The following is a 22607-nucleotide window of genomic DNA, read 5'->3' as shown; positions in this document are numbered from 1 at the left end:
ACAGGTCCCAAGGTTTGAGTTGTGTCCCTCGCCGCACGCGGTGCTGGCGCGTCAGGTCGGCCCCATACAAACACACGAATATGTTCGTATCGTGTGTCAGCTGCTTCGGCTACGCCATAGTGCCTTGCGATAAGGTTGAGCCCGATCTTGTAAAGCGCACGCACAAAACGAGGGTCATTCCCGAACTGCTGGCTGAATCCGAGCCGGCCGGCCTCCGGCTCTATCCACGTGTCAAAAATACCGTTGGACTTGGCCGCTGGCGCAGGCGCTTTCCCTCTGCTTCCACAGTTTGAGGCCCAGCGTTGAGAAAAATATCTGTCCAGTCGCCGAGTGTTTGCTGCTGATGGCGCGCCAGCTGTCAATTGTAGGTCTACGCCCGCCCTTTCGGGGCACACCATAGACGACAGTCACCACCTCGAACTGCTTTAATAGGGCCTGATCCAGCGTCCCCAAAGCGTTGTTGCAGTTTACGCACATCACGTCGCGCAAGACCAAGTCTTCCGGGCAGCCGAGAGCCTCAGGGATGCCGTGCTCAGTCGAAAGGCGTTCAAATTTGTTTCGGCACCAGATACAGATCATTGCGCGTACAAAGTTGATATAACCCGTCGTATGGGTCGATCAGTCCCCGAGCTGTCCCTCGAATTTCGCCAAGAGGGAAGTAGCCAGGCCTTCCCCTTCCAGATGCAGGCCAATCTCGTCGAGAGGATTGTCGGGCGAACCGGTCTGAGAGCCCCAATTCATCGTGCTCACGACGACATCATCATTGCCCCAGAGCAGGAATTTCGCGTGGACTTGCGGATCCTCCACGGCAATCAAATCGACGACGCCGTTTAGTCGATCGCGGTGGGCCCTGACATGCCGCCGCTTGATGGGTCCAGACGGGCGCGAAAAATAGACACGGACGTCGTCGAGGCGCCGGCCCGCGATTTCGGCCGGGTTGAAGAGCCCAGGCACCATGGGCGCGCCGACCTTGTTGCTGCAGCAAACGAAACGTTCATCGGCCTCGTGCGCCACCTGCCGGAGCAATCGCTCGTGATCGTCAGCCTGCAGGAAAGTCATCCGAACCGGTACACGGTGACCGGTGTCGGTGGTGGGTGATAAGGGGCTTCTGGCGCGCCTCAAATCCGATGCCATGAACTGAAGCGTTTCGATCGAACGACTTGCGCTCGAAAGAGGCGAGATGATCGAACGCAGAAGATCCAGGCCGGCCGCTGCAGCCCGATTTTCGGTGAGCTCGACAGAAAGCTCCACGGCCGAAAAAGGCGACGACAGCCAATTGGAGGAGCCGAGCAAGACGACAGCGCCTCCATGACCGTCATCTGCGGCGAGACATTTCACGTGGCTTCGAACCGAGTCGCGGTGTGCAAGCACAAAACCACGCGCGTGGCGCGCCGAGGAGAGCCGGACGTTCAGCTCTTGCATTGCGATTGCATTTTTTCTCTCGGCGTCAAGCACGGTGCCATAGAACAAATGGCAACGCACGCCACGTCGACATGCCCGCTCGAGCGCGATGCGGACACGTTCGTGGCGCTCCGTGTATTTTCCTTCGTGCGGCGTGATGAAGGTCGAAAGTACAAAGACGTCTTCCTCGGCCTGGCCGACGATGCGCTCGAAGGTCTCCAGATGCTGGTTGCCACCAATGATCAAGTCGTCGGTGGATATCATCGTATCGATGGTCGGTGACCGGTCCGGTTGTGGATCGCTGGCTTCAGGAAGGATGCCGGTTTTGATCGTTGCTCGAAGGGCGCCAATTAGGTCCTGACTGGCTCCCTCGGGGAGCAGACCGTTTTTCACATCATTGAGTTCGATGGCGAGGTATTTCCTTTCGAGGACGGAATTGACGGTTTGCACGCCGCGCAACCATTCGCCTGGGCGAAGCATGTTCGTCACAAACTGAGTGACGCGAACTGCCATCGTGTCATCGGTCTCATCGGGCCCCGCAGGAAAGTTAACCTTGTGATCCGCATGGGACAATCGATGGAGCGGGGCGGTTTCGACGTCGCGGTTGCGAAAGACGGAGTGCCCGACCTTCTCCAGCACAAGACTGATGTGAATCTCGCGATCTTCGGTTCGCTCTGGCAAAGCGCCCCCCAACCTGATGAAGTCGTGACCGACAGTGCTTGTTGCCAGTTGGGGAACAGGTGACAGCCGAATCTCGACCAGGCCGAACTGCATCAGCCGCGCGATGGTCGAGCCGGCGACCTGGACAGGAATTCCGAGCGACGCAGCAACACCCTCGATCGTGTCCGGGGTGCGATCGAGCGCGAGCAAGATCATTTCCTCAATTGGGCTCCATCCCCAGGTGCGTTGGACGATGGCACGCGCACGATAGTGCCAGGCGGGAAGGTAGATTTTCACGCGGGAAATCTCCCGTTCTCATCGACCGTGATGATGGAAGCACCCTTGACCTTGCCGGTGGTGCCGTCCTTTCTGATGAGGTCGTAATCAGTTCCGGCCAGCGTCGCGAACTCCTTCAGCATCTTGCGAAGGAACTCGAGCTCATCTTTGTTTCCATCGGGATCTATTCCGTCCACCACGTCGCGAATGAAGTCTTGGCTTGTGGCAAGAACAAGCTTTTGCTTGGCGCGGCTGAGCAGCACGTTCATGCGTTGCGGGCTCTTAACGAAGCCGAGCGCGCGCGATCCGACCATGACATTGTTGCGCGTGAGGCTGGCGGCGACGACGTCGGCCTCGCCGCCCTGGAAGCTGTCGCTCGTAAAGATAAACTCTCCGTTGCTGCGCGGGCTGGCGAAGCCAAACAAGGTCTTGTCTTTCTTGATCCGTTGGTTAAGCAGGTGCTTAAACCAATTAACCTGCGCCAGATACGGCGAAAGGATCACCAGCGTGGGCCGGCGGCCATCGCCGCCAACGACGGCCTGCAGGCCTTTCAAAGCTGCTATCAAAAGCTGAGCTTCAAGGTCGTTGCGGTACGATCGCTTCACTTTCGTTTCGAAATTGCGCCGTTTCGTCACACTGAGCGGCGGAAAATCGAGGAGAACGATCGGCGCGGCGAGGTGAGGTGCGGTCGATGTAACAGTCAGTGCGCGACGCTTGACGCGATCGGAGGGAACGAGCCTTCTGTTGTAGAAAGTATTCGAGACAAGGTCCCCGATGGCGGGGTGCATGCGGCTCTGCTCGAGGAGAGTGTTGACGATCGTACTCGGCCGTCTCGAGTCCTTTTCCCGCTGCTCTTCGCGCTCTGCGATTGATCGGAATGGCTCTTCAAGACGCGCTGCTGTCGCGAGCACTTCCTTCAGCAGAAGCTCGTTCGACTTGATAGTATCGAGCGCCTCGTTCACTTCTGGCGGCAGATCGGAGATGGTTTCAAGCTGCTCTTTCGCGCCTCGCAGCAGCTCCGACGCGCGTTCAGCATCGTAGAACTTTTGCCGCTGCGCGGCATCGAATGGAGACAGCTGGTTATGGTCTCCAACCACGATCCTCCTGTTGCCCAGCAACAGTGCGCCGATCAGTTCCGCGCCATTGGCGCGGGCAGCCTCCTCCACGATGACCCAGTCGAACTGGTCGCCGTCGGCTATCATTTCTTCGATAATGTGGGACGACGTCGTGGCAAGCGTCACATCGGATGATCGTAGCAACAGATTTTCGGTATCGCGAAACACGCGGTCGGCAACCACCGTTTCCGACGGATCCACGGGTCGAAGGGCCTGTTTGATTTGGTGGCGTTGATTGACCATCGCAGCTTCAGCCGCGTGGCCTGCCACTGAGACCGACTGGAGCAGACCAATGGAGCTCGTTCGCAGGGAGGTTACTTCGTCGGTCGGTCGTGTGCGGTCGACACGAACCACGATCTCCGGACCGCCCGCCAGAGTCTTTTTGAGTTCGTCCTCCATCTGAATCAAGGTTTCGTGGTTTTGGGCCGAGACCAGCAGCCTGGCGTCCCGTGTCTTTCCCAAAATACTCTTGACGAGATGCGAGATCAGGAAGGTCTTGCCGACGCCAGGGGGGCCGATAACGACATTGATGGATCTACCGGCCACAATCGCGTCCCATGCGGACTTTTTCGATGCATCCATATCGTCTGGCGGCGTGCTGCCGGGAGCTGCAATATCGCGTAGCGCATCGTCCAGCGCGACCTGTGCCGGATCGTCGATCGCTCTTAAGAGTTCAATATTGGTCCGGGCCGCCACGATATTTTGAAGGCGGCGGCGGATAGCGCGCTCGAATCCGCTATCGCGTCGAGGACGAAGATAGAGAGTCTGTCCTGGCACGACCGCTTCACTGGTCGCGAATGTGTAAGTCAGGCGCCCCTCGACGATGCCGCCCGTTCCTTCATAACTGAGCTCGGGCAGCCTCTCGCGATCGCCGGCGAGCGCATCAAGGCGAGACAGCGTCCAATTCGGCTTGCCATCGTCGTACCTCAACTCGTGGCCCAAGGCGTCGTATGCCGGACGTAGTCCCATCATTTTGCGCCGGATGTCGCGCTCGTCATCCTCGCGGCATGCGATCCAGGCCAAATCGGTATCTCCGTCCGATGGCGGATGAAGCACTTCGACGGGATAGATGCGAAACTGTTCGCGCAACCATGTAAAGGCTTCGAGGAGGATGAGGGCGTACCAGGTCGGAATATCGTCGGGTCGTTGAGCCGCGCGGCTATTGCCACTGGCGTCGATCCACTGCTTGGCACCGGGACCAAGCTTGCGCACCCGTTCTTCAGCGCTCTTCCGGGTTCGCGCGAGGTATACCCTGTGAGAAACCTCGACGGCATCGAAGATGTGATCATCAGGCCGCCGTTTGTTGGCATTCTCGATCATGCCAACACAATCATCGACGACTTTCACGCCATAGGCAGCAAGATCAGTGATGACACGCACAAAGGCCTGATCCACAGCAACAGTACGTACCGTTGGTCCGCTCAGATCGTCTTCGACAAACCGGAGGACTGCATCCCGGTCATCTGCCTGTATCGTGCCCGACGTGAGAGCCGGAAGGTCGCTTTGGATGACTTGAGGCGAGGGATAGAGAACGAGCTCGCCCTCGGCGCTCGATCCTGACCGCTCAAGATCGGCCACGATCTCCGTCAGCTCGCTCAGGACAATATTGCCGTCGAAAAGCTGATGGTGCGGTGGATTGGCAAGGCGATTGAGCATGCGCCGTTCGATCGGCAGCAGGGAAGGTCCACCGCCGTCCTCGGTAAGGCCAAGGATACGGGACGCCGTCTGCCCCAGATCGCTCCAGTCCTGCCGGAACGATACGGTGCCCGAGGGCCGCAGGAGATGTCCCGCGCCGCCCATATCGCCGTCGGCGATGTGCACGCACGCCTCGTAGCCGCCGAGTCGGAAATCCTCCTTCTCATCGCTATGCGAGAAGATCGCATGTTCGCTGATAGCGCCATGCACAATTCCCGCATCATGACAAAGCGCGAGTCCTTCGGCTACGCGCAGGATATTGCGCCAAAACACCTTGCGACCGGCCGTCGTAAGCAGCCGGCCTTCTCGCGCTCGAACCCTGTGCAACGACCCGGAGATCGGACTACCCGGATCGACCATTAAGATGCCGATCTCATCCTGGTCCTCGACGATTTCAAGAACCTCAACCAACAGCTGTCGTGCACGGCGTGACGACAGGATGCGCCGGACACGCCTGAGACCGTGCGTGATGAGTCGTTTCAGGTCTTCGTCGAGCGCAGATCCGGTCTTCTTAAACAGACGGAGGAGATAGTCTTCGCCGTCGGCGATGCCGGTGGCAAAACGAAGTTGAGAATGCCAGCCATCGACGCCGCTGGAAAACGCGGTGTCGGCAAACGTAAACCGTGCGTCGAGCGTGGCCTTTCCTAGCTTCGGACCTCGCGCCATGGCGACGTAATCCTTTGGACAGAGTGCAACAGCGTGATTCGTATGCGGAGGATAACTATATGATCTGAAGTGAAGTTATCGACCCAAAAATTGCAGGATATGTCAGTGTCGCGCGATCGTCTGATTCGCCAAGGATTGGACGGGGTCGCGGCCGTTTGGTCGTCGGCCTCGTCAGTCACGACGCCAAGCCGAGGGGGTCTTCTTTGACGCCGCGGGCGACGATCCGAAGATTGCTGTCGGGAAGTGGCCGCTGTAGCTTCAGGGCCTCGTCCGGAGGAGCCGTCATCCAGGCCTCTACCTCGTCCGGCGTCGTTAGGATCACGGGCATCGCCTTCGGATGGATGGCGGCGACCTCGGTGTTTGGCTCCGTCGTGAGGAACGCGAAGAGGTCGTTGGTGGTCTCGCCTTCCTTGACCTTCCGGACTGACGTCCAGTTGGTCCAGATGCCGGCGAAGCAGGCGAGGGGACGGCTCTCATCGAGCGCGAACCAGATATCGCCGCCCTCGGCCTTGTTGAACTCGCTGAACGAGTTGAACGGCACCACGCAGCGGTTTTCGACGCCGAGCCAGCGAGTCCAGTGCTTGCTCGTCACGTTACGGATATTGGTCGTTCCACTGTCCGGCTCCATTCTGAGCAATTCCTTGAAATCCACTGCCTTGCCCTTGGCCTGCAGTTTCTCGACTCGCTTCTTCGTGGCGTCCATCAGCGCTTTTGACGACGACGGCATTCCCCACCGCGCAGTGGTGAGTTCGCGGCCCTCGGCCCCGTTACGCACGATCGGCGCCTTGTAGTCGGGAAAAACTCCCGGCATCGGCGCCAGATTACCAACGTAGCGGTTCACGACACGAAACAGCGCGCTGATCGCGGCTTGGTTGGTCGTGATCGAATAAAGATTACACATCGGTCAGGATTCGGTTCGAGGGTGGCGCGGCTGCCACGTCAACTGTAGCAGAGTCGCGGATGGACGCCGGCCCACCTTGGCGCATTTGCGGCAGCGCAGCCGGCTGGCGAGATCGTGCACGAAGGTGGTCGGCGGGTGCTTCATCGCCGCGAGGTCCACGTCGCTCGGCGTCTTGCAGCGCGCGCATCTGATCTCCAGCCAGGGGAAGCCTCCGTTCACGGCTTGATCGATGGTCGGCGACGGATCGATCGGTTCGCCGTCACTCCACATCCGCTCGTTCCAGCTTTCGCAAAGCAGCCTATCGGCTTGCTGGATCATCGCCTCGCCCTTGGCCCGCGTCTCCGCCGATTGGGTAGCCAGGATGTTGGCCATAGCGCGCGCCTTGCCGAGCTCTTTTGCCAGAGCCTTGCGATCGCCGCCCGACAGGGGCGTAGGGTGATACTTCGGGGCCATCCGGACATCCAGGCGCAAAGATCGGATCGGCAAATGCAGAGCGGCTACGGCGTCTCGAATGCTGGCCAGCACCCGTCTTCTTCATGCCTGCCGGTGCGCTGCTGGCAGGTGTTGTCGAGCAACCGCTGCGCGACGTCCTTCCAGAGCGCGTTGCCGCCATACAATCGCACTGCATCGACAGTCTGGATTTCCACGATTCGCTGGCAACGGCGGCAGGAGACGCGAAGTACGTGGCGCTCAAATTCGGAGAGACGTCGCTGCCGCATGTGGGCCTCGGTCGTGCCGGCGCGAGGGTCTTTGAGGACTGAGTCCCAGTATTCGGCCGGGAGCGGCGCATCTGGAGCCGCGACGGGGGGAATAGGCCTCCGCGCCGCGTCAGCTGCCAGTCTTTCCATCTGCTTTGGGGTCATGCGCCAGCTTGCGGGTCGGTCGGTCATTCCTCGATTAGGACATAAAGTGAACAAAAGTCGAGTCAGTCCAAGGGCCCAGGGAGAAAAATCGGCCTGTCGGACGGATCGGGATGTCGGAACCAAGGCAAGCCGTTCGTCTTGAATCCGGCATCAATAATGGAGTTCCCCCGCGATGGCCCCACGCGCCAACTGGAAAGGCTTCCTTCGTCTCTCCCTCGTCACTTGTCCGGTCGCGCTCTATCCAGCCACGTCGGAATCCGAAAAGGTCTCATTCAACCAGCTGAACCGAAAGACCGGCCATCGGATCAAGTACGCCAAGGTCGACGCCGACACCGGCGAGGAGGTCGACAACGAGGACATCGTCAAGGGCTACAAGGTTGATACCGATACCTTCATCGAGGTGACCAAGGAGGAGCTTGAGAACGTCGCGCTGGAATCGACGCGCACCATCGAGATCGACGAGTTCGTCGACCGCAGCGAGATCGATCCGCGCTATCTCATTCGCCCCTACTACCTGCGTCCTGACGGTAAAGTCGGGCACGATGCCTTCGCCGTCATTCGGGAAACCATCCGCGAGATGAACAAGGTCGCAATCGGCCGTGTGGTGCTGACCAATCGCGAGCATATCATCGCGCTCGAGCCGCTCGATAAGGGGCTGATGGGCACGCTGCTGCGCTATCCCTACGAAGTCCGTTCCGCGGATGAGTATTTCGATGACATTCAGGATGTCAAAGTTACCAAGGACATGCTTGATCTCGCGAAGCACATCGTCAATCAAAAGGCGGGCCATTTTGAGCCGGACAAGTTCGAAGACCAGTACGAAACCGCCCTCATCGATCTGATCAACCAGAAGCGCGCCGGCAAACCCATTAGAGCGAAAGAGCGTCCTCGAGGTGAGAACGTCGTGGACTTGATGGACGCGCTGCGCAAGAGCATCGGACGGGACGCGACGAGCCCGACAGAGGCTCCGAAGAAGAGGGCCAAGAAGCCGCGCAAGGCAGCGGCTGGGCAGAAGGAAATGCTGATGCCGATCACCGGCAAAAAAACGGCGAAGGAGGGCGCGGCCAAGAAGCCGGCTGCAAAGCCGCAGCGAAAGTCGGCCTAGACTATCGTGAAGCACCAGTCACGCCAGACGGTCACTCCTTCGTCATCCGCGCAGGCCCTGGCGGATGGTAAATCCCATCTCGACGAGGTCGCGTGAGACTATCGCGCTGACCGGCAGAAAGGCGACAGCCGCGAGGCCGAACCAACGGCGCATAGAGCCGTCGACCTCGCGATTTGCAATGAGAGGGGACACTTTGCGCGCTGCAGGCCGCGCCACTGCGGAAGTTTATCAAGTTGCGTGATTTGCGCTGGGGAGAGTGTTTGGGCAGCGTAGTCTTTCAGCCTAATTAGTTCGGTTTTGGGGGCTTCGGCCAGCGAGCCGATCCATTGGGGGCCGAGACGCAGCTATGGGTGCAGTGCACCGTCCGCAAAGTTTAACATGCTTGAATCCCCAAGCGGGCGAAACTGCGCTAGGATTAGATTTTCCCTTTAGGGGGCAGCTTATGTTCGACACGGCAACCACCGCGCTTTTGCGCGCGGTTCTCGATGAAGTCTGTGAAAGCGTCTCGCACCGCGAGATCGGGGCACGTACCCACGTCGCGTCGAAAATCCTAGAGGCTGCGACGAGAGGCGAGATCTCTCCCGAAGGTCTCAAACAGATTGGTCGCGACGCCCTCTCGCATGCGCCGACAATGTGGCGCTGATCGCGGGGGCCGGCGTGAACTTCCAGGTCACCGTCCTGAAGATTTTGGTAGCCTATCCGGACGGCTTTGCCGTGATGGAGGACCTCAAGAGGGATATGGCCATCCTGGCGACGAGTGGCCGCGACTGGGCGGACCGGACCAGGCGCCTCGCGGCCAGAGTGCCCGACCTCGACATCTTCTCACAAGGATTGGTCGAACGGATCAGCGGAGGATGGAAGATCACGTCCAAAGGACGGGCGTTGCTCGAATTGATGGAAGCGCGGCCAACGGCCCTGGAAAGGGCCGAGGCGCCTCCAGTTCTGGAGACGAGTGCGACCTCGCCGGCGCCTGTTCCTCCGCTGCGGCAGCCCGCCGATCGTGCCAAGCGACGGCGCGAAAGACGTGAACGTCGGCGCGAGGCGCGCGAACGGGCAAGAGCAAACGCCTCTTGAGGTAGCGACTGAGGGAAGAAAAATCCGCCAAATGGGAGCAGCGTTTGATAGTCCCGGACTGTCGATTTGCCTCCCCAGTCCCAAGCGTACCGCCGTTACCTTGTTTGCGGCCATGCCGGCCCCGATCTACTCGGGACGGCGACTGAGCACGGGTCCTTCTACCGAGCCGGCGAGCGACAATGTAGCGAGGAAATGAAGGCCGAACCCGCGCGGGAGAGCTGGCCGGGTTCCTTTTGAGAGGGCGTTGCGCGGTCGGTGAGGCGGTATAGCTACTTCAGACAATCGCCATAAAGTTCACTGACATGCTCCCCAACAGTCAATCTTCACGAAGGCCTTAATGTCCCAGTACTCACTCGATGTATTGCGTCAGCGCTATGTCGTCGAGAAAAGACCGCTCGAGGCCGGCGTCGAGCAGATCTTGCGGGCCGACACCCGCGCCGGAGCGCGTGCCATCCTGGCTTCAATCGATAAACGCCGCTTCGAAAATAGGTCGGAAGGGCAGCGCCTCCGCAAGATGCTCCGCTTCGAGACCTCTCTGTGGGAAACAGGCCATCACGCCGTGGCAGGCGTGGACGAGGCTGGAATGAGCCCTCTCGCCGGGCCGGTCTCTGCTGGCGCCGTGATCCTGAAACCGGGCACGCGGATAGTCGAAATCGACGACTCGAAAAAACTCGACGCCGCGGCTCGCGAAGAACTCGCGAAGGAGATCATGGAAAAGGCGGAGTGTTGGTCTGTGGCGTTCGTCGAGGTCGAGGAGATCGACGCGATCAACATCTATTGGGCGGGCATTCAGGCTATGCAGCGTGCGGTCCGGGGGCTGGGATTGACGCCGCAACACTTGCTGATCGATGCGAAACGGCTGAAGGAAATCGACATCCCTCAGCAGGCAATCATCAAAGGCGACGCCAAGTCCGCCAGCATCGCGGCCGCCTCCATCCTCGCGAAAGTCGAGCGCGATGCCGTCATGCGGACGCTCGACGTGCGACACCCCGGCTATGGCTTCGCGGATCACAAGGGCTACCCGGTGCCGGCTCATTATGAAGCGCTCGCCAGGCTTGGCGCATGCGCAGCTCACCGGCGGTCGTTCGGACCGGTACGTAAGGCTCTCGGGTTGCCGCCCTTGCCGCCATGGCCTTCGGCATCTGAGCGCGACGCCGGCTGAACAGGTCTACGCTTCGTCTCGGCGGCGCTATTTTCGCGGCCAGCTCTTTTCGCGTACGACGTCCTTCGCGTTTTTGTCGGACCGCAGCCCGAGATAGACCGGCTGGCGCAGCTCGCCGTTGCTGGTCCACTCCGCGAACTTCACTTCTGCGACCAACGCAGGACGCACCCAGGTCGTGACCTGCTCATCCTTCACCTTGGCAGGGAACGGTGACTTGGCGGTTTTGAGCTTCATGAGCTTGCCGTGAAGCTCTTCGAGAACTTGGTGGCTGAAGCCGGTGCCAACGTGGCCTATGTACCGCCATGCATCCCCTTCGCGTACCGCGAGGACGAGAGCGCCGAAGAAAGGCCGGGTTCGCCTCGGCGCCGTGAAGCCGGCGATCACGACCTCTTGCCGCTGCGCGGTCTTCACCTTCAGCCAGTCGGCGGTCCGGCGTCCGGACGCGTACGGGCTATCGGCGCGCTTGGCCATGATGCCTTCGAGATGTCTCCGCTCGGCATCTGCGAAGAACTTCGTTCCCTTGCCTTTGCGGTGGTTGCTGAACGCGACGAGCTTGTGGCGCGGAAGGATGGCCTTGAGCCGCTTCTTGCGCTCGAGGAGCGGCAGCGCACGCAGGTCCTCACCGTCTGCGAACATGAGGTCGAAGGCGCAATACAGGAGCTTCGCCTCATGGCGCAGCGCGTTTTGAAGCAACTGGAAATGCGAGACGCCGTCCTTTCCGATCGCGACGAGCTCCCCGTCGATCACGGCATCGCCCTTCACGCCCTCAAGTGCTTTGGCGACCTCGATATAGCTGCGGCTGATGATCTTGCCATTTCGGCTGTAGAGCGCAACCTTGCCTCGCCGGATTTCCGCGATCATCCGGAAGCCGTCATACTTGTCCTCGAAAACCCAGCCGGGATCGTCGAACGGCGCGTCGGTGAGCGTTGCGAGCATCGGCTGCAGGCGCTTGGGCAGGGTCGACGTCCGGCTCATTCGAGGCCAATCCTTAAGAGCACGTTGCGAAATGCATGGACGTCCTTCAAGGATTAGGGAACGCTTCGGGGCCGCGTCTTGTTCCGCAGGCTCCGTGGCATGCGTGACGTTGACGCTCGATTGAGGAGGGCGGACCGGACCGATGGCGAGAAAACTCAAAACCTACCAGACTTCTTTGGGCTTCTTCGATCTGGCGATCGCCGCCTTCCTCCTCCATGAAAGCGGCCCTCGAAGCCTGGGGCGCCGACAGCAATCTCTTCCACCAAGGCGCGGCGAAGGAAAGCGACGATCCGGACGTCATCGCTGCGGCCATGAAGAAGCCGGGCGTCGTTCTCAGGCGCCCGGTCGGATCCAACCGATCCTTCAGCGAGCAAGCTGAACTGCCCTCCGATCACGGCGGGGACAGAAGAACGACGAACGCCCCGCGCAAATCGAAGGGCCAAATTGCGAAGAAGCCTTCCTCACGTCCCGTCGACAAGACGGCCGAGCGGAAGGCTGCGCTTGCCTACGAACGGGAGGAGAGGCGCCAGGAGAGTGAACGGGCGAGGGAGGAGGCCGCCAGGCAGAGAGAACGTGAGCGCCGTCAGCAGGCGGTCGACAAGGCGCAGGCTGCGCTGGACAAGGCGGAGCAGGAGCACGCGAAGCGGGCTGCCGCCATCCAGGCCGAGGTTTGAGGCTCTCGCGAAGAGATCGCAAACCGAAGACGATCGCTGGAATAAGGAGAGGGAGCGATTGGAAGCTGCGCTGCGGCGCGCACGGAGTTAGTTTCTTGGCAGTTCTTGCTCGGCGGCACCGAGGGAAGGCAAAGGGTTGCCGTCAAGCGATCATCGTTCGGGGTCTGGTGAGCGCGCTGCGGCTCGGTTCACCGTGGTGCGTTCCGCTCGGTCCTCGGGAGCGAGCTCCATGACCGCTTGATGCAGCTCGGCCGGAATCGTCAGCGGACTTTCCGCGGGCTTGTTCGCCCACTGCCAGAAGCGGTCAAAGGCATCCATTACAGATCCTCCCGAAGCCCCCTAAAAAACGGGTGGCGAACCTTTCCCTCGGCCGACTTCGCGCGATACTCGATCTCGGCCAGAAGCTTGGGTTCGATCCAGATGCCCTTGTGACCAATGCGCTTGGTATAAGGCTGGGTCTTTCGGATGAGGGGTTTAAGCCGCTTCTGCAGATCGGCGGCCGAGACCTTGTCGAAGCCGTGGTCGACTTTGCCGGCATAGACCAGATCGTCGCCCCTGCGCCGGCCGACGTAGATTCCGTCCCACTTCGTCCCATCGAGTGCGAAGCCGGCAATCGTCAGCGTCTCACGCTGTACGCAGGTCTTTTTGACCCAATCATTCGTGCGTCCCGCCGGATAGGCGCTGCCCCGGACCTTCGAAACGACGCCTTCGAGGCCGAGCTTGCAGGCGTGCGCGAACATCTCGCGGCCATCTATCTCGAAGCTTTCGCTGAACTGGATGTCGGTGCCGCCTAGGATCTTCTTGAGTTCGGCTTTGCGCTGAAAGAGCGGTAGCTTCCGGATATCTCGGCCGTTCAGATAGAGCAGATCGAACGCGACGAGCACGATGCTCTTCGATTTGCCCTTGAGCTCGTTCTGCAGGACCGAGAAGTCAGTCGTGCCGTCGGCGGCCGGTACCACGATCTCGCCGTCCACCACCGCCGAGTTCGCCTTGATCCGCCAGGCGTCATGAGCGACCTTCTTGAAGCGATGCGTCCAATCGTGGCCGCGCCGGGTGAAGATCTTCGCCGTCTCGTTGGCCAGATGGACCTGAACACGGTAGCCGTCGAACTTGATTTCGTGAATCCAGCGCTCTCCGGACGGCACCTTCTCGATCGAGGTGGCCAAGGCCGGGTCGATGAAGCCGGGGAAGGGCGTTTTGACGCCGATAGCCGCCGGCTTTTTACGCTGAAACGCCACTGAAGAACTCCACGCTACAGGCGATTCAAATTGGCACAGTTCGAATCGTTCCGGAACCGGCGAATCCTTGTTGCGCTGCCTCGACGCCACGAACAGGAGGTATCCATGGCGGCAGCGAAAAAGTCGAAGACGTCCCGCGGACGCAAGCAGGACCGGGCACGGGTGGCCGGCGGGCAGGACTACGAAGTGCGGTACGAGGCGAAGAAGACAGGTAAGTCGGCGCCGGCGGTGAAGAAGGCTGTCAAAAAGGTCGGCAATACGCGGAAGCGCGTGGAAAGGCGGCTAGGCCGCTGAGTAGGAGACGGATTGGCATCGGTGCTTAGCGTCGGTCCTCCTCGTCAGGGGGGCATTCTGGGCAGGTATCACCAATCGAGTCCAGCAGGTCGACGAACCGCGGCCTCCGCTGCGTCACGGGATACGTCTGCTGGCGGGTCCTGATGGGCGATATCGAAGGCGCGCTCTCGTGCATGCGGATCGGCGCGGTCCTGCATCCAACCGTGCTCCTCGCACTCGCGGATGGCGCCGGCTTCGTTCAGCACGTTGATCGCCCAACCGCGCAGGGTGCGGATCGCCGGCCGTCTCTGCTTGGTCATCAGCATTGAAAGGTTCTCCCACGCTGAGACGAATCGTTTAGTCCCGCAGACGTTCCCCATCGCTAACACACGACTGGGATTCGAGATCGTGGGATCTCGTGGTTTTTCGAAGGCGGAATATTCAGCTTGGCGAGGTGCTAGGGTGGGCAAGAACGAACTAGAGAAACCGTTTTCCGACACTTCAGACGTCCGAGCTCAGTTAGTTGCTCCTTGTCGTTTTGCGCGTGCGGCTGTCGCCCGCACCGGGCTCTCGTGAACCGAGCCGCGCAGCGTCTCGGCCATGCGGCTTCGATCCCTTGCGCACGACCAGATCACGCCCTCGCGGGGCAGAAACGAAAAACCAGACCTTTATGCAGCAGCCACCTGCACAAAGGTCCGGCCTTATCTCAGCTTGCCGCGATACCAAACGGCTGCAAAGGACGCTTCATATCCTTTGGGAGGTCTCGCTTCTCATCCGGGTTTCGACCCGGAGGCGGCAATAGATCAGTCCGATATGACTACTTCTTTTTCTTTGAAGTCTTCTTTGCCACCTTCTTGGTAGCTGCCTTCGCGGTCTTCTTTGCCTTCTTTGCTTTCTTGGCCATGTCGTCCTCTGTAAGAATTGGCTCTCAGTGAACATGCCCACACCGTGCATAGACATGCGCACGAGTGAGACGATACCACAAAAGCAAAATTGATACCAAGGAGACGCAAATCCGCATTGAGCCGCTCGCCGGAGGCACTCGCTCTCGGGTCCCGCCGTCATCGCATTCCGGCGTCGCTATCACTGCCCCGAGCTCGGGTCCTTTTTAACCGGTCTCGCGACTGCACTCGGTCCCGCGTGCCGCCTTCGGCGTCGTTATGCTCACGCTCCTGCGGGTACCAATTCTCTTAAGGCGATGCGCCTCCGGCGCACCGCCCAAACGTGAACGAGCAAGGTCGATCGATACGGGACAGCCGATCAGTGATCCCTTTCAACTCTTTGCCCCGATGATGGCTCGGCTTGTGGCCACGGCTGGAAACTTCAGAGCACGACGCGCCATCATCTTGCCAGGCGAGGGCGAGCAGCAATTCTGAACGGCGTCAGTCCTGAAACATCAGAACGCGTAAGCCTGATTGCGACACGATCGCGCCCTTCTGTTCCGGGAGCCATCCGCCTGAGATACAATCGTTTTGCGCAGGGTACAGATGACGCTCTTGTCGCTAACGCCTCGATAAATTTGCAGCGCATGTGTGTATGTGGCTCTGAGTTGGTCGCCGATATCGCTCCATCGATGTGACTGCAAACCAGAAAGATGGGGTTTGTCAGTCGCGGAGTTTATCGTTCCGCGCCGTGATGCATTTCCAACAAAAATCAATTATCCGGCGGCACGAATTGAAACAGGCATTCTTATTTTTCCTGCGTGGTTGACGCTGGTCGGCTCCTCAACAATGTTGAAGCGCCATGACGCGCTCATGGCTACCGAAGATTGAGAAGAGTGCGATGACGTTTTTGAGCTTCCGGCTTACCACTACCCGTGGCGGATATATCGCGTGATGACGTCGCCGCTTGGACGTGAGCTTCACCTTGGCCTGAACCTGCATGGCGCTGGGGGACATGCAGCAGCGTGGCGGTGGCCCGGAAATCCTCCTGGGGCATTCTACGATATTGAGCATTACGTGCGAGCCGCAAAGCTCGCCGAGCGTGGAAAGGTCGACGCGGTCTTCCTCGCCGACACGCCAGCGCTCAATCCGGCAATCGACAAAAGCCCACCCCTCAATGGCATCGAGCCGACGATTACGCTTGCCAGCATCGCACGAGAAACAAGATTTGTCGGTCTGATCGGCTCGGCATCCACCACGTACAACGAGCCTTATAACCTCGCGCGCCGATTCCAGTCGCTTGACGTTGTCAGTGGCGGCCGCGCGGCCTGGAACGCAGTTACGACATCCAATGTCTATACGACGAGGAGCTTCGGCGGCCACGAGCAATCCCGTGATGACCGTTATCGCCGCGCTGAAGAATTCGTGGAGGCCGTGCGAACCCTTTGGCATAGCTGGGGAGAAGGCGCCCTTATTCTGGACCAAGCGTCCGGGCGGTTTGGTGATCCGAGCAGGCTGCGGACGACGAGGCATGCCGGCGAGTTCTTCGACATCAGCGGGCCCCTGACACATCCGGGCTCAAGGCAGGGGCAGCCGGTTATTTTCCAGGCCGGCGGATCGGATCAAGGGCTTCAGTTCGCGGCCCGAAGCGCCGATGCCGTGTTCTCATCGACAGGCAATTTGGAAATCGCCTTGCGGGAGGCCGATCGCCTCAGGTCGTTTGCTTCTCAACATGGACGAAGGGCGCCCCTCGTCCTGCCGGGCGTCGTCACGTTCGTCGGCGGAACGGAAAAGGAAGCGATCACGCGCAAGGCGGAACTTGATGACCTTCTCAACTTCGACGTTGCCGTTGATGGGCTGGCCAGTCGTTTCGGTATTCCTGCCGAAAGGCTGAAGATCGACGAACCAATCGACCTCAATTGGCTGCCGCGACATGCGGACGCGGCTTTTTCCATCGGCCAGTATCGCACTGTGGAAGCGCTCGTGCGCTCCGGCAAAACAGTCCGCCAGATCATCGTCGAGGCGCCTGCTTACGGTCACCGGGTGCTGGTTGGATCGCCGGAGCAGATTGCCGCTTCCTTCGAAGAGTGGTTCCGGGCTGGCGCAGTGGACGGGTTCAACGTCATACCGGATGTTCTATCCGACGGCACTGCTGCGTTCGTCGATCATGTCGTGCCCGTTCTCCGGCGGCGCGGCTTGTTCCGCTCGGATTATCGAGGCGAAACGCTGCGCGAGCACCTCGGCATTCCACTGCAGGGCGAGCCCACCGACCAGGTCTCCGCCGCCTGAGTGCTTCTCCTTTATCGCAATCGGAGCTTATCATGTCTAAGCCGGCTGCCGTTCGTTCGGCGTTTCTTCTCAAAAATCTGAACCGTCGTTTGACGTCTCACGCCGCAATCATCGCCGTCGCGATGTCTGGCCTTACCATAGCGGATGCCGTGAAGGCGGAAGATGCTTCTGCTGGCAAGCCACAATCGGGCGGGATCATCCGGTACGGTCACTTCCAGGAACCGCCGTGCCTCTATGGTGGCTGGGTGCAGCAATGGTACCTGCAGCGTCAATTCAGCGACAATCTGGTCGCCAGGGCTGAAGACGGAAGGATCCTGCCTTGGCTTGCGACCGCCTGGAGCGTTTCGGATGACCGAAAAACCTACACCTTCCAGATCAAGCCCGACATCAAATTCACGGACGGGACGCCTCTGGACGCCCAGGCGGTCGTCGATAACATTAATGGATGGCTGAGCGACAATCCGGAGCTGGAGAACCCCACAGCCAGCCCTTATCTCAAGGGCGTCTTCGAATCCGCGGTGGTGACCGGGCCGCTGACGCTCAAGATCACCTTGAAGACGCCATTCGAGCCGCTGCTGAATGTCTTTACGCAGTCCTCGCAAGGTATCCTGTCGCCGACGGCGCTGAAGCGCGGCAAGGCCGTGAACTGCGAAAGCCCGGTGGGTTCAGGTCCGTTCATCGTGGAGAAATGGAATCGCGGCAAGAACGTCATATTCCGTCGAAATCCCAACTATAATTCGGCGCCGGCGACGGCCAGGCATCAAGGCCCAGCCTATGTGGAAGGCATCGAGTGGCGTTTTCTTGCTGACCCCACGATACGCTACGGCTCACTTCTGACCGGCGAATCCGACGTTGTCTATCATATCCCGGCCGTCAATTGGCAGGAGGCCAATTCGCGGTTCAAGATCGTGCGTCACCTCACGGGCGGAACGCCGCTTCGGCTTGCATTGTACTCGGAGAGACCGCCGTTCGACGACCTGCGTGTCAGGCAGGCTTTTGCTTACGCCTCCGACCGGCGTGCTGCCGTGCAAGCGGCGTTTCTCGGCTCGCTGCCCTATGAGGGCAATTTCGCTTTGAGCCAAAGTTCCCCGGAATATGTCAGCGACCTCTCAAAATCCTATTCCTATGACATCGAGAAGGCGAACAAGCTGCTCGATGAGGCCGGCTGGACGGAGCGCGATGCAAACGGCATCCGAGCTAAGAACGGCAAAGCGCTGATCATACGCATCACCTACACCAACGCCTTTTCGCCTCCGGATGGCGATCAGGTCCTGCAGATCATCCAGCAGCAAGCGAAGGCTGCAGGGTTCGACGTGCGCCTCCAGCCCACCAACCAAGCTGATTTCTGGGCCGGAAAGAATTTTGGTCCAAATGACTATGAGATCGTTCCCCTGTATTGGGTTGCGCCCGGCGCCGAGATCTATCGGATTTCGTACAAGCCGGACCTGAATGGTGTGCGCAATCCCTTCAATCCATCCCGCTATCAGGATCTGCCGCTGTGGGACATCATCCAGAAGGCCGAACAGGCCGCTGACAAGGAGCAGCGCATCGCGCTTTATCAGCAGGCCGAACGGCGGATCGTCGAGAACGCGCCGTCCCTGAGTTACACGGTTTTGGATGTCACCCTCGCTTTGGCCAATAATGTGAAGGACATCTGGCTCGACAGCGGGTCGGTGGGCGAGCCCGTTTTCTCGGACGCATATTTCACCGGCAAGAAATGAATGCGGTGAAGACGATAGGCAATCGAAGCTTTTGGCTGGTGCGGCGGCTCTTGTCCGGCCTGATTGTGGTCTGGGCCGCGGCAACGTTCACCTTCTTTGTGCAGTTTCTGATGCCCGGCGAACGCGCCCAGATCATCTTCAATGCAAATACCGGAAACGTGGGAGAGATTCCTCGGGACCAGCTGCTTGCCATCAACGCCAGATATGGCTTCGATCAACCCGTCATCGCGCAATACGGAAAGTATATAAGGGACGTGATGCACGGAGATCTTGGGCAGTCTTACGTTCAATATCAACCTGTCACGGACCTGATTGCGCGCCAGATCGGACCGACGATTGCACTCGCCTTTGCCGCGATGTTGACGGCCTGGATCATCACGATCACGACAACGGTTCTTTTCGCCGGGCGTGACAACATATGGTCCAAGGCGCTAGGCGGCTTTCAGGTCTTCCTCGCAACACTGCCGCCCTATTGGCTGGGGACAATCCTGCTGGTCGTTTTCGCGATCCAGCTTCGCTTGTTCCCTGTCGTCGGCGGCAACACGCTCATGGGCCTCGTTCTGCCGACGATGGCCCTGGCCCTGGAAATCTACGGTTTCCTTGGTCAAGCGGTCCTGAGTGAATTCACACGGGTTCTTGATCAGCCTTTCATCACATCATCGAGAATGCGCGGCACGGGAGATTTCAGTGTCCGTTTGCGTCACGCTCTGCGCCATGCTGCCTTGCCGGGGATCACGCTTTCCGGCTGGATCATAGGGAAGCTGCTCTCCGGCGCGGTATTGATCGAAGCGGTCTTCGGCCGCCAGGGGCTGGGCGGCGTCCTTGTTGCAGCAACCTCGACACGGGATGTCCCGGTCGTCTCGGGGGTGGTTCTGGTTTCAGCAGCGCTGTTTGTCGCTACCAGCTTGATCGTGGATTTCACGGTGCAGCTCGTCGATCCCAGGATGAAAGAGGCATGAGTTTCGCCACTAGCTCCGCCGGACATGCAAAGGCGTTCATAACTGCAAGAGTGCTGACGGGCGCCCGTAGGTTTCCGGTTCGGGTCTATGTCGCGGCTTTGTTTATGGCGTTCTTCCTCATCGCGGCGATTGCGCCGAAACTGCTTCAGACGCATGATCCTTTAGTGCTGAGCCTGACGTCACCTCTCAAGGCCCCTTCCTTGACGCATTGGCTGGGGACGGACCAGTCCGGACGGGATCTCTATTCCCGCATCGTGGCGGGGACACGTCAGTCTCTCTCGATTGGGCTAGGTGCGACTGCGCTCAGCCTTGCCCTCGCGCTTGCACTCGGCGTGACGGCGGGCCTGTCTGGCGGCTGGATCGACAATGTGCTCAGCCGGCTGTTCGACGCCTTGTTCGCTCTCCCCACTCTGTTTCTTGCGCTTCTCTTCGTTTCGTTGTTGGGCACCTCGGTCCCGACGCTGGTCATCGCAGTCGGCCTTGGAACATCGCCCGGATATGCGCGGATGGTGAGGGTGCAGGTTCTGAGCGTTAAAGCGACCGGTTATGTTGAGGCGGCAAAGGCGCTAGGCCACTCGCCGAGACGCATCCTGTTCAAGCATATTCTCCCCAACGCAATCAGCCCGCTTGCGACAATGTTCACGCTCGGTGTCGGGCAAGCGATCATTTGGGCATCCGGTCTTTCCTTTCTAGGCTTGGGAGTTGCGCCCCCCTCATCGGAATGGGGCGCGCTGCTCAATGCCGGGCGTAACTACGTGATCTATGCCTGGTGGCTCGAGGTCATGCCCGGTATCGCCATCGCTGCCTTTGCGCTCTCCGTGACTGTCATCGGCCAGTACGTTCAGCAACGCTTGGAAGGAAGGATCGAGCTTTCATGAATGTGACCTATCCCGCAGCCTCCTTCCGGCAAGACGCCACACTGCCGCCCGCTAGCGACCCGTTGCTCACGATACAAAATCTCAACGTTTCCTTCGGGCCGGCCCATTCGCGGCGAGCTGTGGTAAAGGGGGTCTCTTTTACGGTTGAGGAAGGCCGGTGCGTTGCGATCGTCGGTGAATCTGGTTCAGGCAAGAGCGTTACGGCCCGGACGCTGGTTGGTCTTACGGGGGCGTGTTCTCATGTCCAAGCTGACCGCCTGACTTTTCAAGGGAAGAGTATCGGTCACCTGGGTGACACGGAATGGAGAGCCCTGCGCGGCAAGCGTATCGGCTTCGTGTTACAGGACGCACTGGTGTCGCTCGATCCGCTAAGACCGGTTGGCAAGGAGATCGGTGAAGCCCTGACTGTTCACCGCGCAATCAGGACAGGCGCAGAGTTGACAGAACGGGTGCTTGAGCTTCTGAAGCTCGTCGGCGTGCCCGAGCCGGCGGTGAAGGCGCGGCAGCTTCCACATGAGCTGTCAGGCGGACAACGACAACGAGCCTTGATTGCGACGGCGATCGCTCTCGATCCAGCTCTCTTGATCGCAGATGAGCCCACGACGGCGCTGGACGTTACGATCCAGGCGCAAATCCTGGATCTGCTCAGCGAGACCCGCGAACGCGGGAAGGCCATGATCCTCATCAGCCACAATCTTGCCGTGGTATCGCAGATGGCCGACGAAGTCATCGTAATGCGACACGGTGAAATCGTCGAGCATGGTTCATCAGAACAGATTTTTGGCAATCCAAGACACGATTATACCAGAAGCCTTCTTAAGGCGATCCCATCCGTCCGGTCACGCGGCAGCCGTCTTTCGTCCTCTAAGGCGCCGCGCTTCATCTCGGCTGAACGCGACGTGACCAAAGCGCTGGCCCAATCGGATATCGCACAGCGTAGTAGACCGCTGCTTGAAGCGGAAGGGCTCGTCAAGCGCTTTCGTGGACCGGACGGCAAGCTGCGTACCGTTGTCAATGATGTCTCGTTTCGCCTCGGCGCTGGAGAGACGCTTGGTATCGTCGGCGAGTCAGGGTCTGGGAAGACGACCGTGGCACGCATGGCGCTCGCGCTCGAAAGGCCAGACCTGGGAGAGGTGACGCTCGAAGGTGCGCCGTGGACTGCAGCGACTGAGAAAGAGCGCCGCCAGCGGCGATCGGATATCTCGGTCATCTACCAGGACCCACTAAGTTCATTCGATCCGCGCTGGAGCATCGAGCGCGTCATTGATGATGCCTTGGCGAGGCGCCGCGGAGATCCCCTCGACAGAGCCAGTCGACGATCCGAGGTCAGCGAGTTGCTCGATCTTGTGGGGCTGTCACCAAGCTTCAGAACCAGGCGGCTACTCGAACTGTCGGGCGGTCAACGCCAGCGGGTTGCGATCGCCCGCGCGATTGCTCCGCGCCCCAAGATCATCGTATGTGACGAGCCGGTCGCGGCACTTGATGTATCCATCCAGGCGCAAATTCTCGATCTGCTTGGCGATCTCAAGTCTCACTTGCGCGTCAGCTATCTATTCATCTCACATGATCTCGGCGTCGTGCACCACCTGAGCGACCGTGTTCTTGTCATGAATCACGGCGTGACCGTCGAAGCCGGCGGAGCCGACGACGTATTTTTACGGCCTCGGCAAGCCTATACGAGGAAGCTGGTTGCAGCCGTTCCACAATTGCACTTCCAGGCGGCTTAAAGTCTCAAGGCCAGCCACTCCGCGGCGGCTCAGCGCACGGAGCAGGCGCTGTGCAAGGCAGTGAGATCGGGCCG

The 22607-nt window shown here is 59.8% G+C and carries 19 protein-coding genes and 2 pseudogenes; 12 read left to right on the top strand and 9 right to left on the bottom strand.

Annotated elements, in window-relative coordinates; all coding sequences use genetic code 11:
• Positions 1 to 618: 618 nt before the first annotated feature.
• The 5 genes from I6F21_RS19965 to I6F21_RS19945 form a co-directional block, all read right to left on the bottom strand.
• Positions 619 to 2358 carry a hypothetical protein gene (locus I6F21_RS19965; RefSeq protein WP_225128660.1) on the bottom strand — a complete coding sequence of 580 codons (1740 nt, stop codon included), beginning with the start codon at positions 2356 to 2358 and terminating at the stop codon, positions 619 to 621.
• Positions 2355 to 5813 carry an AAA domain-containing protein gene (locus I6F21_RS19960; protein ID WP_225183377.1) on the bottom strand — a complete coding sequence of 1153 codons (3459 nt, stop codon included), beginning with the start codon at positions 5811 to 5813 and terminating at the stop codon, positions 2355 to 2357. Before I6F21_RS19960 ends, I6F21_RS19965 begins: the two co-directional genes overlap by 4 nt.
• A gap of 175 nt (positions 5814 to 5988) precedes the next feature.
• Positions 5989 to 6714 (bottom strand): SOS response-associated peptidase, encoded by a 726-nt coding sequence (locus tag I6F21_RS19955; protein ID WP_225183376.1) that lies wholly within the window; start codon positions 6712 to 6714, stop codon positions 5989 to 5991.
• 3 nt (positions 6715 to 6717) lie between these two features.
• Complete coding sequence (locus tag I6F21_RS19950) at positions 6718 to 7167, bottom strand: hypothetical protein (protein WP_225128797.1); 450 nt, start codon at positions 7165 to 7167, stop codon at positions 6718 to 6720.
• 44 nt (positions 7168 to 7211) lie between these two features.
• Entirely contained in the window at positions 7212 to 7604 is a 393-nt protein-coding gene (locus I6F21_RS19945) for a hypothetical protein (RefSeq protein ID WP_225128657.1), read from the bottom strand.
• Between the two features lie 145 nt (positions 7605 to 7749).
• On the opposite strand from I6F21_RS19945, the gene I6F21_RS19940 reads away from it, so the two are divergent.
• The 4 genes from I6F21_RS19940 (at position 7750) to I6F21_RS19925 (ending at position 10918) form a co-directional block, all read left to right on the top strand.
• A complete protein-coding gene (locus I6F21_RS19940) occupies positions 7750 to 8682 on the top strand; it encodes a Ku protein (RefSeq protein WP_225128656.1) in 933 nt (310 codons plus the stop codon).
• Between the two features lie 442 nt (positions 8683 to 9124).
• Complete coding sequence (locus tag I6F21_RS19935) at positions 9125 to 9325, top strand: hypothetical protein (RefSeq protein WP_092220504.1); 201 nt, start codon at positions 9125 to 9127, stop codon at positions 9323 to 9325.
• 14 nt (positions 9326 to 9339) lie between these two features.
• On the top strand, positions 9340 to 9756 hold the full coding sequence (locus I6F21_RS19930; protein WP_225128655.1) for a hypothetical protein: 417 nt from the start codon (positions 9340 to 9342) through the stop codon (positions 9754 to 9756).
• 337 nt (positions 9757 to 10093) lie between these two features.
• The gene (locus I6F21_RS19925) at positions 10094 to 10918 is read left to right on the top strand and encodes a ribonuclease HII (RefSeq protein WP_225183375.1); all 825 of its coding nucleotides are present in this window, start codon (positions 10094 to 10096) and stop codon (positions 10916 to 10918) included.
• A 27-nt stretch (positions 10919 to 10945) separates the two neighbouring features.
• On the opposite strand, the gene ligD (I6F21_RS19920) is transcribed toward I6F21_RS19925, so the two are convergent.
• A complete protein-coding gene (gene ligD, locus I6F21_RS19920) occupies positions 10946 to 11893 on the bottom strand; it encodes a non-homologous end-joining DNA ligase (protein ID WP_225183389.1) in 948 nt (315 codons plus the stop codon).
• Positions 11894 to 12035: 142 nt separating this feature from the next.
• On the opposite strand from ligD (I6F21_RS19920), the pseudogene I6F21_RS19915 reads away from it, so the two are divergent.
• A pseudogene (locus tag I6F21_RS19915) lies at positions 12036 to 12658 on the top strand (cell envelope biogenesis protein TolA).
• A gap of 59 nt (positions 12659 to 12717) precedes the next feature.
• On the opposite strand, the gene I6F21_RS19910 reads toward I6F21_RS19915, so the two are convergent.
• Positions 12718 to 12885 (bottom strand): hypothetical protein, encoded by a 168-nt coding sequence (locus tag I6F21_RS19910; RefSeq protein ID WP_225128652.1) that lies wholly within the window; start codon positions 12883 to 12885, stop codon positions 12718 to 12720.
• Positions 12885 to 13805, bottom strand: coding sequence for a non-homologous end-joining DNA ligase (ligD, locus tag I6F21_RS19905; RefSeq protein WP_225128793.1), 921 nt, complete (start codon positions 13803 to 13805; stop codon positions 12885 to 12887). Before ligD (I6F21_RS19905) ends, I6F21_RS19910 begins: the two co-directional genes overlap by 1 nt.
• 105 nt (positions 13806 to 13910) lie before the next feature.
• On the opposite strand from ligD (I6F21_RS19905), the gene I6F21_RS19900 reads away from it, so the two are divergent.
• Entirely contained in the window at positions 13911 to 14099 is a 189-nt protein-coding gene (locus I6F21_RS19900; RefSeq protein WP_225128651.1) for a DUF3606 domain-containing protein, read from the top strand.
• A gap of 25 nt (positions 14100 to 14124) precedes the next feature.
• Here the strand turns inward: I6F21_RS19900 and I6F21_RS19895 are convergent.
• Positions 14125 to 14404 (bottom strand): annotated as a pseudogene (locus I6F21_RS19895) (hypothetical protein).
• Between the two features lie 1275 nt (positions 14405 to 15679).
• On the opposite strand from I6F21_RS19895, the gene I6F21_RS19890 reads away from it, so the two are divergent.
• The 6 genes from I6F21_RS19890 (at position 15680) to I6F21_RS19865 (ending at position 22533) form a co-directional block, all read left to right on the top strand.
• A complete protein-coding gene (locus tag I6F21_RS19890; protein WP_225128649.1) occupies positions 15680 to 15850 on the top strand; it encodes a hypothetical protein in 171 nt (56 codons plus the stop codon).
• A gap of 63 nt (positions 15851 to 15913) precedes the next feature.
• Entirely contained in the window at positions 15914 to 17248 is a 1335-nt protein-coding gene (locus I6F21_RS19885; protein WP_225128648.1) for an NtaA/DmoA family FMN-dependent monooxygenase, read from the top strand.
• A 32-nt stretch (positions 17249 to 17280) separates the two neighbouring features.
• Positions 17281 to 18969, top strand: a complete 1689-nt coding sequence (locus I6F21_RS19880; protein WP_225128647.1) for an ABC transporter substrate-binding protein — start codon at positions 17281 to 17283, stop codon at positions 18967 to 18969.
• Complete coding sequence (locus I6F21_RS19875) at positions 18966 to 19928, top strand: ABC transporter permease (protein ID WP_225128646.1); 963 nt, start codon at positions 18966 to 18968, stop codon at positions 19926 to 19928. Before I6F21_RS19880 ends, I6F21_RS19875 begins: the two co-directional genes overlap by 4 nt.
• Positions 19925 to 20806 (top strand): ABC transporter permease, encoded by an 882-nt coding sequence (locus tag I6F21_RS19870; RefSeq protein WP_225128645.1) that lies wholly within the window; start codon positions 19925 to 19927, stop codon positions 20804 to 20806. Before I6F21_RS19875 ends, I6F21_RS19870 begins: the two co-directional genes overlap by 4 nt.
• Complete coding sequence (locus I6F21_RS19865; protein WP_225128644.1) at positions 20803 to 22533, top strand: ABC transporter ATP-binding protein; 1731 nt, start codon at positions 20803 to 20805, stop codon at positions 22531 to 22533. The genes I6F21_RS19870 and I6F21_RS19865 overlap by 4 nt, the downstream gene beginning before the upstream one ends.
• The last annotated feature ends 74 nt before the right edge of the window (positions 22534 to 22607 follow it).

Source organism: Bradyrhizobium sp. NBAIM03 (genome assembly GCF_020194055.1).
In the GTDB taxonomy this organism is placed as follows: Bacteria; Pseudomonadota; Alphaproteobacteria; order Rhizobiales; family Xanthobacteraceae; genus Bradyrhizobium; species Bradyrhizobium yuanmingense.
This window is presented reverse-complemented; position numbering and strand designations above follow the sequence as displayed.

Bases quoted from the DNA above. Each gene is read 5' to 3' on its own strand.
- I6F21_RS19960 (WP_225183377.1), bottom strand. From the start codon at position 5,813: ATGGCGCGAGGTCCGAAGCTAGGAAAGGCCACGCTCGACGCACGGTTT.
- I6F21_RS19945 (WP_225128657.1), bottom strand. From the start codon at position 7,604: ATGACCGACCGACCCGCAAGCTGGCGCATGACCCCAAAGCAGATGGAA.
- I6F21_RS19870 (WP_225128645.1), top strand. From the start codon at position 19,925: ATGAGTTTCGCCACTAGCTCCGCCGGACATGCAAAGGCGTTCATAACT.
- I6F21_RS19925 (WP_225183375.1), top strand. From the start codon at position 10,094: ATGTCCCAGTACTCACTCGATGTATTGCGTCAGCGCTATGTCGTCGAG.
- I6F21_RS19885 (WP_225128648.1), top strand. From the start codon at position 15,914: ATGACGTCGCCGCTTGGACGTGAGCTTCACCTTGGCCTGAACCTGCAT.
- I6F21_RS19950 (WP_225128797.1), bottom strand. From the start codon at position 7,167: ATGGCCCCGAAGTATCACCCTACGCCCCTGTCGGGCGGCGATCGCAAG.
- I6F21_RS19935 (WP_092220504.1), top strand. From the start codon at position 9,125: ATGTTCGACACGGCAACCACCGCGCTTTTGCGCGCGGTTCTCGATGAA.
- I6F21_RS19880 (WP_225128647.1), top strand. From the start codon at position 17,281: ATGTCTAAGCCGGCTGCCGTTCGTTCGGCGTTTCTTCTCAAAAATCTG.
- ligD (WP_225183389.1), bottom strand. From the start codon at position 11,893: ATGAGCCGGACGTCGACCCTGCCCAAGCGCCTGCAGCCGATGCTCGCA.
- I6F21_RS19955 (WP_225183376.1), bottom strand. From the start codon at position 6,714: ATGTGTAATCTTTATTCGATCACGACCAACCAAGCCGCGATCAGCGCG.
- I6F21_RS19865 (WP_225128644.1), top strand. From the start codon at position 20,803: ATGAATGTGACCTATCCCGCAGCCTCCTTCCGGCAAGACGCCACACTG.
- I6F21_RS19900 (WP_225128651.1), top strand. From the start codon at position 13,911: ATGGCGGCAGCGAAAAAGTCGAAGACGTCCCGCGGACGCAAGCAGGAC.
- I6F21_RS19940 (WP_225128656.1), top strand. From the start codon at position 7,750: ATGGCCCCACGCGCCAACTGGAAAGGCTTCCTTCGTCTCTCCCTCGTC.
- I6F21_RS19910 (WP_225128652.1), bottom strand. From the start codon at position 12,885: ATGGATGCCTTTGACCGCTTCTGGCAGTGGGCGAACAAGCCCGCGGAA.
- I6F21_RS19875 (WP_225128646.1), top strand. From the start codon at position 18,966: ATGAATGCGGTGAAGACGATAGGCAATCGAAGCTTTTGGCTGGTGCGG.